This is a genomic window from Kitasatospora sp. NPDC001309, from assembly GCF_042896295.1.
GTDB lineage: Bacteria > Actinomycetota > Actinomycetes > Streptomycetales > Streptomycetaceae > Kitasatospora.
This window is the reverse complement of the sequence record NZ_JBIAXC010000020.1, coordinates 1-14,537: the sequence shown is the minus strand read 5'-3', so window position 1 is coordinate 14,537 and position 14,537 is coordinate 1. Positions and strand designations below refer to the sequence as shown.

The window sequence follows — 14,537 nt, the reverse complement described above, 5'->3', positions numbered from 1 at the left end:
CGGTGCCGTTCGCCCCGGAGGCCGCGTGCCACGAATCAGCTGATCATCGACGGCCCTCGACGGGCCCTGTGGTCAGCCCGCCTGCGGGTCGCCGGGGGTGTACGTGACGTGCACCACCTGGCCGTCCTTGCCGAGGACGCCGAGGTCCTTGCCGTTGACGTACGCGTGCACGGCCCCGCCGTTGCCGAGCACCAGCTTGATCTGCTTGGGGTCGGTGAAGGTCTGGTCCTGGCCGTCGCTGATGTTGTTCTGGAACAGCGACTTGCCGCTGCCGTCCGTCGCGGAGACCCAGCTGGTGCCCTCGGCGACCAGCTTCACGGTGACCTTGTCGGCCGGGACGGCGGCGATCGCGGCGGCGCTCGGCGCGGGTGCCGGCGGCTGGACGGTCGGCGTGACCGGGGCGACCGAGCCGGTGCCGGAGCCACTGGGCAGCGGCGCGCTGGCCGAGCCGGTGGTGCCGTGGCCGCTCTTGCCGCTGACCAGGTTGAAGCCGATCAGCGCGACCACCGCGACGATCGCGGCGACCATGGCGGCCGCCCAGTTCGGCCGGCTGCGGCCGGGGACCTTGATCGGGCCGCTGTCCATCAGCTGGGTGGCGGGGCGCTTGGAGGCCGGTGAGCCGCCGTGCGCGGCGTCGTAGCGGGCGACCAGGGCCTCGCCGTCCGCGCCGACCGCCTGGGCGATCGCGCGGATGTGCCCGCGGGCGTAGAAGTCGCCGCCGCAGCGGTCGAAGTCGTCCTCCTCGATGGCATGGACGATCGGCACCCTGACACGGGTGGCGGTACTCACCTGGTCCACCGTGAGTCCCGCCTCGATCCGGGCGGCGGACAGCACCCGGCCGATGCTCGGGGCATCGGCCGCCTGCACCACGTCGTCGGTCGGCTCGACGGACGACGGGGCGTTCTCGCGGTCGGAGGACTTGCCGATGGTCACGGGGCACGCCTTTCGAGCGGATGGCCACCTGCTGGAGAACAGTCTAGGGGCGTGGGTGGATCGTTTCTCAAGCGGAACGGGCCCGAATGCGCGTACCCGCCCCGGCCGGGCGCCGGCCCCCCGCTGAACGGCCGTCAGCGAGGGCGCGCCGGGAAGGCCGGAGTGCGCTTTCCGGCCTGTGACGCCGCGTACGCACATTCGGTTCCCCGCACCGCGCCTACCCTCCTCCGAACGAGTGAATCCACCCGGAGGGCACGATCCGTCAGCCCTGCGGGGCCGGTGCCCGGCCCCGCGGGCACGCCCGGCCCCACGGCCCCGCTCAGCCCCGCAGGATCACCAGCACGCCGTCCAGCTCGTCCGGCTTGACCAGCACGTCACGGGCCTTGGAGCCCTCGCTCGGGCCGACGATCCCGCGCGACTCCATCAGGTCCATCAGCCGGCCCGCCTTGGCGAAGCCGACCCGGAGCTTGCGCTGGAGCATCGAGGTCGAGCCGAACTGGGTGGAGACCACCAGCTCGGCCGCCTGGATCAGCAGGTCCAGGTCGTCGCCGATCTCCTCGTCGATCTCCTTCCTGGGCCCGCCCCCGACCGTCACGTCGTCCCGGTAGACGGCGGTCAGCTGGTCCTTGCAGTGCTGCACCACCCGGGCGATCTCCGCCTCGGTGACGAACGCGCCCTGCATGCGGACCGGCTTGCTCGCGCCCATCGGGAGGAACAGCGCGTCGCCCTTGCCGATCAGCTTCTCGGCGCCGGGCTGGTCCAGGATGACCCGGGAGTCGGCCATCGCGGAGGTCGCGAAGGCCAGCCGGGACGGCACGTTGGCCTTGATCAGGCCGGTCACCACGTCCACCGAGGGCCGCTGGGTGGCGAGCACCAGGTGGATGCCGGCCGCCCGGGCCAGCTGGGTGATCCGGACCACCGAGTCCTCGACGTCGCGCGGCGCGACCATCATCAGGTCGGCCAGCTCGTCGACGATCACCAGCAGGTACGGGTACGGCCGCAGCTCCCGCTCGCTGCCCAGCGGCGGGGTGACCTTGCCGGCCTTCACCGCCGCGTTGAAGTCGTCCACGTGCCGGAAGCCGAAGGCCGCCAGGTCGTCGTAGCGCAGGTCCATCTCGCGCACCACCCACTGGAGGGCCTCGGCGGCCTTCTTGGGGTTGGTGATGATCGGCGTGATCAGGTGCGGGATGCCCTCGTACGCGGTCAGCTCGACCCGCTTGGGGTCGACCAGCACCATCCGCACCTCGTCCGGGGTGGCCCGGGCGAGGATCGAGGTGATCAGGCAGTTGATGCAGGAGGACTTGCCCGCCCCGGTCGCGCCGGCCACCAGGATGTGCGGCATCTTGGCGAGGTTGGCCATCACGGTGTGGCCCTCGACGTCCTTGCCCATGCCGACGACCATCGGGTGGGTGTCCTCGGCGGCGGTGCGCGAGCGCAGCAGGTCGCCGAGGTTGACCATCTCACGGTCCCGGTTGGGGATCTCGATGCCGACCGCGGACTTGCCCGGGATCGGGCTGATGATCCGCACGTCCGGGCTGGCCACCGCGTACGCGATGTTCTTGGCGAGCGCGGTGATCCGCTCCACCTTGACGGCCGGGCCGAGCTCGACCTCGTAGCGGGTGACCGTCGGGCCGCGGGTGAAGCCGGTGACCTTCGCGTCGACCTTGAACTCGGCGAAGGTGCCGGTGAGCTGGGCCACCACCTCGTCGTTGAGGGCGCTGCGGGCCTTGGCCGGGCCGCCGCGCTCCAGCAGGTCGAGCGAGGGCAGCGCGTAGGTGATCCCCTCGCCGAGCTGGAGCTGCTCCATCCGCACCGGCGCCGGGCCGTGTTCCGCGGGCGCCCCCGGGCCGCCGCTGCGGGCGGCCGGGACGGCGGGCTCCTCCGGCGCCGCGGTGAGGTCCTTGACCTGGTGCATCATGTCCGCCACGGCGGAGGAGGCGGGCACCCCGTAGACCAGGGCGCCGTCCAGGTCGGCGGCGGCGCCGGCGGCCAGGTCGCGGGTGGCGTACGGGTCCAGCGGCTCCTGGTCCGCCGGTTCCTTGTCCAGGGAGATGCGGCCGACGGCCTCCGGCTGCCCCTCGTCGTCCTCGGCGGACTGCTTGCGCCGACGGCGGCGCCGCCGGGCGGCCACCTCGTCGTGGGGGCCGTCACCGTCGGTGTCGACGGTGTAGGGCAGCGCCTCGGGGTCGGCGTCCTCCGGCGGATCGGTGGACGGCTCGTACCCCGGCGTGCGCCCCCAGCGCAGCTCGTCCTCGGGCCCCGGCTCGACCACGCCGAGCCGTATCCCGAGCCCGCGGACCCGCTCGCCGATCCGGTTGACCGGGGTGGCGGTGACCACCAGCAGGCCGAAGAAGGCCAGCAGCAGGAGCAGCGGCACGGCCAGGACCGCGCCGGCGGCGGCCATCATCGGGGTCGAGGCGGCCCAGCCGATGATCCCGCCGGCCGCCCTTATCCGGGAGGCGCCGCTGCCCATGGTGGGCGCGCCGCAGCCGATGTGGACCAGGCCGAGGACGCCGATCAGCAGGGTGCTCAGCCCGATCACGATCCGGCCGTTGGCCTCCGGCAGCTCCGGGTGGCGCCAGAGCCGGATGGCGATCCCGGCCAGCAGGAACGGCACCAGCACGTCGAGCCGCCCGAACAGCCCGGACACCACGGCGGTGGCCGCCCCGTTCAGCCAGCCCTCCGAGCTGAACCAGGTGCCGGCCGCGACCACCAGCGCCAGGCCGAACAGCAGCAGGCCGATGCCGTCCTTGCGGTGGTCCGGGTGGAGGTTCTTGGCGCCGTCGCCGAAGCCGCGGAAGATCGCGGCGATCGGGCTGGCGAGGGCGTTGAGGGCGCCCATCACGAACCCCCGGCGCGGCGGGGGCGGCGGGGCCGGCTTGGCCGCCGTCCTCTTCGCGGGGGCCCGGCGGGCGGCCGCCTTCTTGGCGGGCGGCTTGCCCGGGGCCTTTGCCGCGGCCTTCTTGGACGGTCCCGGACTCGGTTTGCGTGCGGCGTTTCCGGGCGTACGAGTGGCCATGGGTCAGCAGCCTACCGGGGAGGGGGACCAGCGCCCACGCGGCCGAGCCCGGGCACCGGGCCGTGTCGCAGACACACCGTCACGCTGACCCGGTTTCACCCAGGTGCAGCAGCAAACCACCCGGACGGGTGAACGTCCGGGGCCGACCTACGGCGTACCGGGGCGCATCGCGTCGAGGGCCCGGCGCAGTCCGGCGAGCTTGCGCTCCAGGTGCGCCGCGGTGGCGGCCACCCCGGCGTCCTCGGCCCCGTCCAGCTGCTTGCCCAGCGCCTCCGCCTGCTCCTCGACCGCCGCCAGCCGCGCGGACAGCTCGCCGAGCAGCGCCCCGCCCAGGGACGGCTCGCCGCCGCCCGCCTCCAGCTGCAGCCGCAGCAGCGCGGCCTGCTCCTTCAACTGGCAGTTCTTGACGTACAGGTCGACGAAGACCGAGACCTTGGCGCGCAGCACCCACGGGTCGAAGGGCTTGGAGATGTAGTCCACCGCGCCGGCCGCGTAGCCGCGGAAGGTGTGGTGGGGGCCGTGGTTGATCGCGGTCAGGAAGATGATCGGGATGTCCCGGGTGCGCTCGCGGCGCTTGATGTGGGCGGCCGTCTCGAAGCCGTCCATCCCGGGCATCTGGACGTCCAGCAGGATCACCGCGAAGTCGTCCGTCAGCAGCGCCTTGAGCGCCTCCTCGCCGGAGGCGGCGCGGACCAGCGTCTGGTCCAGGGCGGAGAGGATCGCCTCCAGCGCCAGCAGGTTCTCCGGCCGGTCGTCGACCAGGAGGATCTTCGCCTTCTGCATCGGGGCTCGCCCTCCTGTCGCCTGCCTGCCGCCCGGTGCGGGCACTCGCGTACTGCCCACCGCTACCCCGGTCATGCTAGCCGCACCCCCTCGCCCGGCACATCGCTCCGTCGGGACCCGATCCGGAGCGGCGCACAGCCGGTGCTCCGGCGCACGCTCAGCAGCGTGTCGCCGTCCGGTCACTGTTCGCAACGCTCGGTGACCCTACCGGGTTCCCGGGCCGCTCCGCCAGCAAACCGGCCGAGCGGCAGGCGCGAACCCCGGGGCGGGCCCCGGGGTTCGCGCCAGGCGCCTCGCTCACGCGCGGTCGCCGTTCAGCCACTCCGACATCACCGACAGCAGGTGGTCGGTCTCCACCGGCTTGGTGATGTGGTCGGTGGCACCCGCCTCCAGGGACTTCTCCCGGTCGCCCTTCATCGCCTTGGCGGTCAGCGCGATGATCGGCAGGCCGGCGAACTGGGGCATCCGGCGGATCGCCTCGGTGGTCGCGTAGCCGTCCATCTCCGGCATCATGATGTCCATCAAGACCAGCGCCACGTTCTCGTGCTGCTCCAGCATCTCGATGCCCTCGCGGCCGTTCTCCGCGTACAGGACGGTCAGCCCGTACTGCTCCAGCACGCTGGTCAGGGCGAACACGTTGCGCACGTCGTCGTCCACGATCAGCACCTGCTGGCCGTCGAAGCGGGTGTCGGCGCGGACCGGCCGGGGCTGCTGCGCGGGCTCCACCGCCCGCGGCACCGCGGCGCTCTCCAGGGCGGCGCTGCGGCGGCGCTCCACCGCCCCGCGGCGGCGCTCCTCGGCCATCTCCCGGACCTCCTGGGCCCAGTGGTCGGCCGGGCTCTCGCCGACCGGCACCGGCAGGCCCACCGGGGTCACCCCGACCGAGGCGCGCAGCGCGGGCGGGTTCGCCGGACCCGGGCGGTCCAGGAGCCGCTCGGCGGCGGCGTCCGGGGCCTCGGTGCGCAGCGGCAGGTAGAGCGTGAAGGTCGAGCCCTTGCCGAGCTCGCTCTCGGCGTGGATCTCGCCGCCGAGCAGCCGGGCGATCTCGCGGCTGATCGACAGCCCGAGGCCGGTGCCGGCGTACTTGCGGCTGATGGTGCCGTCGGCCTGCTTGAACGCCTCGAAGATCTCCCGCAGCTTGTTGCCGGGGATGCCGATGCCGGTGTCGGAGACCGAGAAGGCGATCAGCTCCTCGTCCGGGCCCTGGATCGAGCCGAACTCCAGCAGCCGCTCGCGCACGTGCTGGGGGACGTCCCGGCCGGCCGGGCTGATCGAGAAGTCGACGCCGCCGGTGTCGGTGAACTTGACGGCGTTGGAGATCAGGTTGCGCAGCACCTGCTGGAGCCGCTGCTCGTCGGTGTGCAGGGTGACCGGCAGGGCGGGCGAGACCCGGACCGCGAAGTCGAGGTTCTTGTCCAGGGCGACCGGCTGGAAGGTGGCCTCGACGTAGTCGACCAGCTGGACCAGGGCGATCCGGGCCGGGCGGACGTCCATCTTGCCGGCCTCGACCTTGGACAGGTCGAGGATGTCGTTGATCAGCTGGAGCAGGTCGGAGCCGGCGCCGTGGATGGTGTCGGCGAACTCGACCTGCTTGGGCGAGAGGTTGCCCTCGTTGTTGTCGGAGAGCAGCTTGGCCAGGATCAGCAGCGAGTTGAGCGGGGTGCGCAGCTCGTGCGACATGTTGGCGAGGAACTCGCTCTTGTACCGGGAGGCCAGGGCGAGCTGCTCGGCGCGCTCCTCCAGGACCTGCCGGGCCTCCTCGATCTCGCTGTTCTTGATCTCGATGTCGCGGTTCTGCTGGGCGAGTTGCTCGGCCTTCTCCTGCAACTCCTCATTGGTGCGCTCCAGTTCCTCCTGGCGCGCCTCCAACTCGGCGGACCGCATCGAGAGTTCGGCGGTGAGCCGCTGGGACTCCAGCAGCAGGCCCTCGGTCTTGGTGTTGACGCTGATGGTGTTGACGGTGACACCGATCAGGTCGGCGATCTGGTTGAGGAAGTCCAGCGCGACAGTGGTGAAGGAGCTGAACGTGGCCAGCTCGATCACGCCCAGCAGCCGGCCCTCGAACTGCACCGGCAGCACCACGATGTGGGCCGGCGAGGCCTCGCCGAGGCCGGAGGCGATCTTGAGGTATCCGGGCGGCGCCTCCTTGACGATGATCGCCCGCTTCTCCGTCGCGGCCTGGCCGATCAGCGACTCGCCCGGCCGGAAGGTGGTCGGCATCGCCCGCCGCTGGTAGCCGTAGCTGCCGATCAGGCGCAGCACGGTGTCGTTCTCGTCGTCGTCCTCGGTGATCAGTTCGGCGGTCCGCCCGGCCGGCTGGGCCAGGAAGAAGGCGCCGTGCTGGGCGGAGACCACCGGGGTCAGCTCGGTCATGATCAGCGAGGCGACGGCCTCCAGGTCCCGGCGGCCCTGGAGCAGGCCGGAGATCCGGGCCAGGTTGGTCTTGAGCCAGTCCTGCTCCTGGTTGGTCCGGGTGGTCTCGCGCAGGTTGGCGATCATCTGGTTGATGTTGTCCTTGAGCTCGTCGAGCTCCCCGGCGGCGTCCACGTCGATCCGCAGGCTCAGGTCGCCCCTGGTCACCGCGGTGGCGACCTGGGCGATCGCGCGCACCTGCCGGGTCAGGTTGTTGGCCAGCTCGTTCACCGACTCGGTGAGGTCCTGCCAGGTGCCGTCCACCCCGGGCACCCGGGCCTGGCCGCCGAGCCGCCCGTCGGTGCCCACCTCGCGGGCGACCCGGGTGACCTCGTCGGCGAAGGCGGAGAGCTGGTCGACCATGGTGTTGATGTTGGTCTTGAGCTGGAGGATCTCGCCGCGCGCGTCCACGTCGATCTTCTGCGAGAGGTCGCCGCGGGCGACCGCGGTGATCACCAGCGCGATGTTGCGGACCTGGCCGGTGAGGTTGTTGGCCATCTGGTTGACGTTGTCGGTCAGGTCCTTCCAGATGCCGGCCACGCCCGGCACGCTCGCCTGACCGCCCAGGGTGCCGTCGGTGCCCACCTCACGGGCCACCCGGGTCACCTCGACCGCGAACGCGGACAGCTGGTCGACCATGGTGTTCAGCGTCCCGGCGAGCGTCGCGATCTCGCCCTGGGCGTCGATGGTGATCTTCTTGGAGAGGTCGCCGCGGGCCACCGCGGAGGCGACCTCGGCGATGTTGCGGACCTGTCCGGTCAGGTTCGACGCCATGAAGTTGACGTTGTCGGTCAGGTCCTTCCAGATGCCCGACACCCCGCGCACCCGGGCCTGGCCGCCCAGGATGCCCTCGGTGCCCACCTCGCGGGCGACCCGGGTCACCTCGTCGGCGAAGGCGGAGAGCTGGTCGACCATGGTGTTGACGGTGGTCACCAGCTCCAGGATCTCGCCCCGGGCGTCGACGGTGATCTTCTTCGACACGTCGCCGCGGGCCACCGCCGTGGTCACCTCGGCGATGTTGCGCACCTGGTTGGTCAGGTTGTTGGCCATCAGGTTGACGCTGTTGGTCAGGTCCTTCCACGTCCCGGACACCCCGGGCACGCTGGCCTGGCCGCCGAGGATGCCCTCGGTGCCCACGTCCCGGGCGACGCGGGTGACCTCGTCGGCGAAGGCCGAGAGCTGGTCGACCATGGTGTTGATGGTGTTCTTCAACTCCAGGATCTCGCCCCGGGCGTCCACCTGGATCTTCTGCGACAGGTCGCCCTTGGCGACCGCCGTCGTCACCTGGGCGATGTTGCGCACCTGATCGGTGAGGTTGTTCGCCATGAAGTTGACGTTGTCGGTCAGATCCCGCCACACCCCGGCCGCCCAGGGCACCTGGGCCTGCCCGCCGAGCCGCCCCTCGGTGCCCACCTGGCGGGCCACCCTGGTCACCTGTTCGGCGAAGCCGGAGAGCTGGTCCACCATCGTGTTGATGGTGTTCTTGAGCTCCAGCATCTCGCCGCGCGCGTCCACCTCGATCTTCTGCGAGAGGTCCCCGCGCGCCACCGCCGTGGTCACCTGGGCGATGTTGCGCACCTGGCCGGTCAGGTTGTCGGCCATGAAGTTCACCGAGTCGGTCAGCTCGCGCCACACCCCGGCGACGCCCGGCACCTGCGCCTGACCGCCCAGCCGGCCCTCGGTGCCGACGTCCCTGGCCACCGTCGTCACCTGGGCGGCGAAGCCGTTCAGCTGGTCCACCATCGTGTTGACGGTGTTCTTCAACTCCAGCATCTCGCCGGCCACGTCGACGGTCACCTTGCGGGACAGGTCGCCCTTGGCCACCGCCGTGGTCACCTGGGCGATGTTGCGCACCTGCGCGGTCAGCCGCCCGGCCATGGTGTTGACCGAGTCCGCCAGGTCCTTCCAACTGCCCGACACGCTGCGGACCTTGGCCTGCCCGCCGAGCTTGCCCTCGGTGCCCACCTCGCGGGCCACCCGGGTCACCTCGTCGGTGAACTCGGAGAGCTGGTCCACCAGCCCGTTGACCGTCCGGCCGATCCTCAGGTACTCGCCGCGCAACGGGTGGCTCACCCCGTTGCTGTGCAGCGAGCGCAGCTCCATCTTCTGGTCCAGGTCACCCTCGGCGATCGAGGTCAGCACCCGGCCCACCTCGGCCATCGGCCGGGCCAGGTCGTCGATCAGCGCGTTGCAGTTGTCGACCGCCGCCATCCAGGCGCCCTCGCCCGCACCGGTCTCCAGCCGCTCGTTCAGCCGGCCCTCGCGGCCCACCGCCCGCCGCACCCGGGCCAGTTCACCGGTCAGGTGCTGGTTGCGCTCGGCGACCTCGTTGAACACCGCGGCGATCTCCGCCAACGGCCCGTCGCCCGGCACCGTCAGCCGGCGGCGGAAGTTCCCGTCCCGCATCGCGGTGAGCGCGGCCAGCAGCTTGCGCAGCTCGGCGGGCTCCGCGCCGCGGCTGTGGCCCGCTCGCCGGCCGGCCGCGATCCGCGGCGCGGCCCCGGCCCGCCCGCCGCGCGGAGCCTGCGGCGTCGTACCGGTGGCGTCCTTGGTGGCGTCCTTGGTGGCCGAACTCAACGGGCCCCTCCCACATCGTGTGTACTGTCCGGTGACCGCCGCGCCGGAACGGCACGGGACCGGGCACCGGCCCGGCTGGGCTGCGTACCGGCCGGACCTCACGGCCCACCGGCACCCACACGACCGTACTGCTCCCACCGGCCGTCGCGGACCCCCCAGTCTGGCAGCACCGGCGCCGGGTATACGGCTGGTTGCCCACGGTTGTCCCCGCACCGTCCGAAACAGGTGGGCAGAATCACCCTCCGGTGCCTGTTTCGCCGCCCCGCCCCCACGGGGAACCAAGCGGAAAGTAGGGTGGAGCGCTGCACCGGGCCACGACCCGACCCGACGACGCCGCCCACCCGACGGCCCGCCCGGGAAGGTCGGCACGAGCCCCGGACAGTCAGGGCCAGAGCAGCAGAGGAGAAGTGGCAACGTGGTCACCGCGCGCGCAGCCGCCACCTTCGACCCCGACGGCCGGTCCGCGGCCGCCGCCAGGGGCTTCGTCCGGGACGCGCTGCTCGGCTGGGGCCTGCCCGAGGTCGTCGACGACGCCGTCGTGCTGGTCAGCGAGCTGGTCACCAACGCCGTCGTGCACGCCGGCACCGCCGCCGAGGTGTGCTGCCTGCGCGAGGAGGAGAGCGTCCGGATCGAGGTCACCGACCACCACCCCGAGCGCGGCCTGCCCTCGCTCGGCGACGGCCCGGTGTCCGCCTCCGAGCGCTTCGCCGACCCCGACGGCGAGGGCGGCCGCGGCCTGCTGATGTGCTCCGCCCTCGCCGAACGCTGGGGCGTCGAGTACGCGGCCGGGCAGAAGACCGTCTGGTTCCGGCTCGCCCTGCCCGCCCACGTGGCCGGCACCCGCTACGCCGTCCCCGCCACCCCCGGCAGCGACCTGCCCAGCAGCCCCGGGCCGGTGCACGTCGCCGTCGTCCAACTCGACGAGGACGGCCGCGTCCTGGCCTGGAACCCGGACGCCGAATCCCTCTTCCACTACCCCGCGGCCACCGTGCTGGGCCGCCCCTGGGTCGACCTCGCGGTCTGGCCGCAGTCCCCCGGCCGCGGCCTCGGCCTCACCGACACCCTCCGGCTGGCCCGCTGGGAGGGCGACTACGGCGTACGCCGGGCCGACGGCGAGGAGGTCGAGGTCTACGGCGTCCAGGTGCGCGTGCGCGACACCGAGGGCGTCGCCTCCACCCTCTGCCTGCTCGTCCTCGAACCCGACCGCGCCGTCCTGCGCTCCCCCGCCCGCGCCCTGCCCGGCGAGCGCCCCGACCAGACCGGTCCCCGGCTCGACCTGCTGGCCGGCCCGGTCGCCACCGACGACCTCGAAACCCTCCTCCAGCGCACCGTCGAACGCGCCCGCGACCTGCTCGACGCGGACGCCGCCTACCTGCTGCTCACCACCGACGACGAGGCCGAGTTCGAGGTCCGCGCCGCCACCGGCCTGACCACCGGGCACCGCCGGCACACCCGCTTCCCGGTGGGCAGCGGCAACCGCTACGACTCCGCCCGGCTGCCCACCGTCCACGAGGACCTCGCCGCCCGCCCCACCGGCCTGCCCCTGCTCACCGGCAGCGGCATGCGCTCCCTGGTCACCGTCCCGCTCAAGGTCGAGGGCCGCCTGATCGGCTCGCTCGGCATCGCCACCGCCGCCCCCGGCCGCTACGACAACGAGGACGCGCTGCGCCTCCAGTTCGCCGCCGACCGGGTCGCCCTGGCCGTCGAGAGCACCCGACTGACCGAGCTCGAACGGCTGCGCCGCGGCTCGCTCTCCTTCCTCGTCGAAGCCTCCGACCTGCTGGCCGGCACCCTCGAACACGAGCAGACCCTGGCGCTGATGGCCCAGATGGCCGTCCCCACCCTCGCCTCCTGGTGCGCCGTCTACACCAACGGCGACCACAGCTCCTCGGCCGGCCTCGCCTTCGTCCTGCACGAGGACGAGGACCGGATCGACGCCCTGCGCGACCTCCTCGACAAGACCCCCGCCCCCGAGGCCGGGCCCACCCACGGCGTCCGCTTCTGGACCGCGCCCACCGAGACCGCCGGAGCCCGCGGCCTCACCGACAGCCCCGAACTCGCCGGCCTGCTCGGCGAGACCGTCGTCCTGCCGCTGACCGCCCGCAACCGGGTGATCGGCCTGCTCGCCCTCGGCGTCCCGGCCGGCGTGCGGTTCCGCCAGGAGATCCTCGAACTCGCCGAGGACCTCTCCCGCCGGGCCGCCCTGGCCCTCGACAACTCCCGCCTCTACTCCGAGCGCACCGCGACCAGCCAGGCCCTGCAGCGCAGCCTGCTCCCGCCGGACCTGCCCGAGATCCCGGGCGTCGAGGTGGACGTCTACTACCAGGCCGCCGGCGAGGGCAACGAGGTCGGCGGCGACTTCTACGACCTGTTCACCATCCGCGAGGGCACCTACGGCTTCGCGATCGGCGACGTCTGCGGCACCGGCCCCGAGGCCGCCTCCGTCACCGGCCTGGCCCGGCACTCGCTGCGCCTGCTCGCCCGCGAGGGCCTGGACGCCCCGCAGGTGCTGCGCCGGCTCAACGCGGCCATCCTGGACGAGGGCGCGCGCAGCCGCTTCCTCACCCTGCTCTACGGCGAGTTGACGCCCCGCCCGGACGGCAGCACCGAACTGTCCCTGGTCTGCGCCGGCCACCCGCTGCCGCTGCGGCTGCGCACCGACGGCCAGGTCGACCGGGCCGCCACCCCGCAGCCGCTGCTCGGTGTCATGGAGGACCTCGAACTCACCGCCGAGCACCTGGTGCTGGCGCCCGGCGAGGTCCTGCTCTGCGTCACCGACGGCGTCACCGAACGCCGCGAGGGCCGGCGGATGCTCGGCGACGACGGCCTCGCCGAGGTGCTCACCGGCTGCACCGGACTGACCGCCGGCGCGGTCGCCATGCGGGTGCAGCGCGCGGTCGAGCGCTTCGCCCCCGAGCCGCCGTCCGACGACATGGCGATCCTGACGCTCCGGGTTCCGACCCGGCGCCAGTCCTGAGCGTTCCCCGGCTGACATCGTCACAAATTGTTATCTTCACAAGGGTACAAGCGAGCAGGGCCGGGTAAACCGATCTCGCCGGGGAATCCCCCGGCGGGGACGTGACCAGCGGCTCTCCGCAGGCCCGTCGCTTCTGACCTCACTTCTGACCGCAGCCCGCGCACGCTCACAGCCGTGCGCCCTCGGCGCGGTCGCGCGCATCCACTCATCGGAACGACACCAAGCGTCACTGCGCCCTGCGCGCGCCCAGAGTGAAAGGAGCCTCCGGTGAGCAACGACGCTACCGGGGCAACGAACGCCCGCTCCACCGGAGCCGACGCGGGTAACCTCGGCTACCTCGCCCTCGGCCTGACACTGCTCGCCTACGGTCTGCTCTCCACCGGGATCCTGCACGGCACCGGTGTCGGGGACGCGGCCCACCTCGCCCACCTGCTCGGCGGCGTCACCCTCTTCATCGCGGGCCTCTGGCAGCTCCGCGGCGGCGAGGGCTTCACCGGGACCGCCTTCACCAGCCTCGGCGCCTTCTGGGCGACCTGGTCGGTGGCCGGCGGCGCGAGCAAGAACGCCGCCGGTCTGTTCCTGCTGCTGTGGGCCCTGCTCGCCCTCAGCCTCACCGCCGCCAGCTGGGGCGCGGGCCTGTTCAGCCGCGCCGTCTACGGCCTGTTCACCGTCTCCCTCGTGCTGGACGCCATCGCCGTCCTCGGCGGCTACAGCGGCCTCGGCAAGGCCGCCGGCTGGGTCGCGGCCGTCTCCGGGGCCATCGCCTGGTACTGGGCCACCTCCCGCCTGAGCAACGGCTCCTGGGGGAAGGTCGCCCTGCCGGTCAAGTGACCTGCCGGGGCTCAACCGACCTGCTGGGGCCGCTCCTCGGCACCGGCCCGGGGCCGGGTCTCCGTCTCGACGGGGACCCGGCCCCGTCGCCGTGCCGCCAACGCCAGGACGGCGTAGGCGAACAGCAGGATGGCGACGGCGACGATGCCGTCCGCCCAGAAGTGGTTGGCCGTCACCACGACCACCGCGACCGTCAGCAGCGGGTGCAGCACCACCACCCAGCGGAACGGGCTCGGCGACACCCGCACCACCGCGACCGCCGCCAGCACGCACCAGGCGACGTGCACCGACGGCATCGCCGACAGCTGGTCCGCCACCACCACCCCGCCGACCGCGCCGCCGTACACCGACTGCCCGTACTCCGCGGCCACGTCCACGAAGCCGCTCTGCGGCAGCATCCGCGGCGGCGCCACCGGGATGAACTGCACCAGCAGGCAGACCGCCGTGGTGATCACCACCGTGTTGCGCACCCACGCGTAGCGCTCCCGGTGCCGCAGGAAGACCCAGAGCAGCACACCGAGCATGACGGCGAAGTGCATCACCGCGTAGTAGTAGTTCGCCAGCCGCACCAGCACCGGGTACGGCGTGACCGCCGCCTGCCAGGAGGCCTCGTCCGGCAGGCCGATCGCCCGCTCGGTCCGGTGGATCCAGCCCGCCCGGTCCAGCGCGTGATCGGCACTCATCACCGACAGGTGCCCGACCAGCTGCCAGAGCGCGAACAGCGCCAGCAGCGTGCCGGCCTCCCGCAGCAGCGCCGACGCCCCCGGTTTCCGGACCCTCGCAGCGGCGTACGCGCCTCCGTAGAGGACGACGGCGGCACCCCCGGCGGTCTGCCAGGTCAGGGTCAGGTTCTGCATTGGCAGAGGGTAACGCAAAAAGACCCCCTCCCGAATGGGAGGGGGTCTTTTTGGAATGATTGTTCGGCGGCGTCCTACTCTCCCACAGGGTCCCCCCTGCAGTACCATCGGCGCTGTGAGGCTTAGCTTCCGGGTTCGGAATGTAACC

At 72.5% G+C, this 14,537-nt stretch carries 7 protein-coding genes and 1 rRNA gene; 2 read left to right on the top strand and 6 right to left on the bottom strand.

Annotated elements, in window-relative coordinates; genetic code table 11:
* Nucleotides 1–72: 72 nt before the first annotated feature.
* The 4 genes from ACFY2K_RS20855 to ACFY2K_RS20840 form a co-directional block, all read right to left on the bottom strand.
* Nucleotides 73–933 carry a helix-turn-helix domain-containing protein gene (locus tag ACFY2K_RS20855; RefSeq protein ID WP_380529440.1) on the bottom strand — a complete coding sequence of 287 codons (861 nt, stop codon included), beginning with the start codon at nucleotides 931–933 and terminating at the stop codon, nucleotides 73–75.
* A gap of 319 nt (nucleotides 934–1,252) precedes the next feature.
* Nucleotides 1,253–3,952 carry a DNA translocase FtsK gene (locus ACFY2K_RS20850; RefSeq protein WP_380529438.1) on the bottom strand — a complete coding sequence of 900 codons (2,700 nt, stop codon included), beginning with the start codon at nucleotides 3,950–3,952 and terminating at the stop codon, nucleotides 1,253–1,255.
* Between the two features lie 147 nt (nucleotides 3,953–4,099).
* Nucleotides 4,100–4,735, bottom strand: a complete 636-nt coding sequence (locus tag ACFY2K_RS20845) for a response regulator (RefSeq protein WP_375889428.1) — start codon at nucleotides 4,733–4,735, stop codon at nucleotides 4,100–4,102.
* A 297-nt stretch (nucleotides 4,736–5,032) separates the two neighbouring features.
* Nucleotides 5,033–9,553 (bottom strand): HAMP domain-containing protein, encoded by a 4,521-nt coding sequence (locus ACFY2K_RS20840; protein WP_380529450.1) that lies wholly within the window; start codon nucleotides 9,551–9,553, stop codon nucleotides 5,033–5,035.
* A 586-nt stretch (nucleotides 9,554–10,139) separates the two neighbouring features.
* On the opposite strand from ACFY2K_RS20840, the gene ACFY2K_RS20835 reads away from it, so the two are divergent.
* Entirely contained in the window at nucleotides 10,140–12,701 is a 2,562-nt protein-coding gene (locus ACFY2K_RS20835; RefSeq protein ID WP_387713050.1) for a SpoIIE family protein phosphatase, read from the top strand.
* Nucleotides 12,702–12,968: 267 nt separating this feature from the next.
* A complete protein-coding gene (locus ACFY2K_RS20830; protein WP_375897104.1) occupies nucleotides 12,969–13,532 on the top strand; it encodes a GPR1/FUN34/YaaH family transporter in 564 nt (187 codons plus the stop codon).
* Between the two features lie 11 nt (nucleotides 13,533–13,543).
* Here ACFY2K_RS20830 and ACFY2K_RS20825 read toward each other — a convergent pair whose 3' ends face one another.
* A complete protein-coding gene (locus ACFY2K_RS20825; protein ID WP_387713048.1) occupies nucleotides 13,544–14,389 on the bottom strand; it encodes a phosphatase PAP2 family protein in 846 nt (281 codons plus the stop codon).
* Between the two features lie 61 nt (nucleotides 14,390–14,450).
* Nucleotides 14,451–14,537, bottom strand: a 5S ribosomal RNA gene (rrf, locus tag ACFY2K_RS20820); the annotation flags it as partial.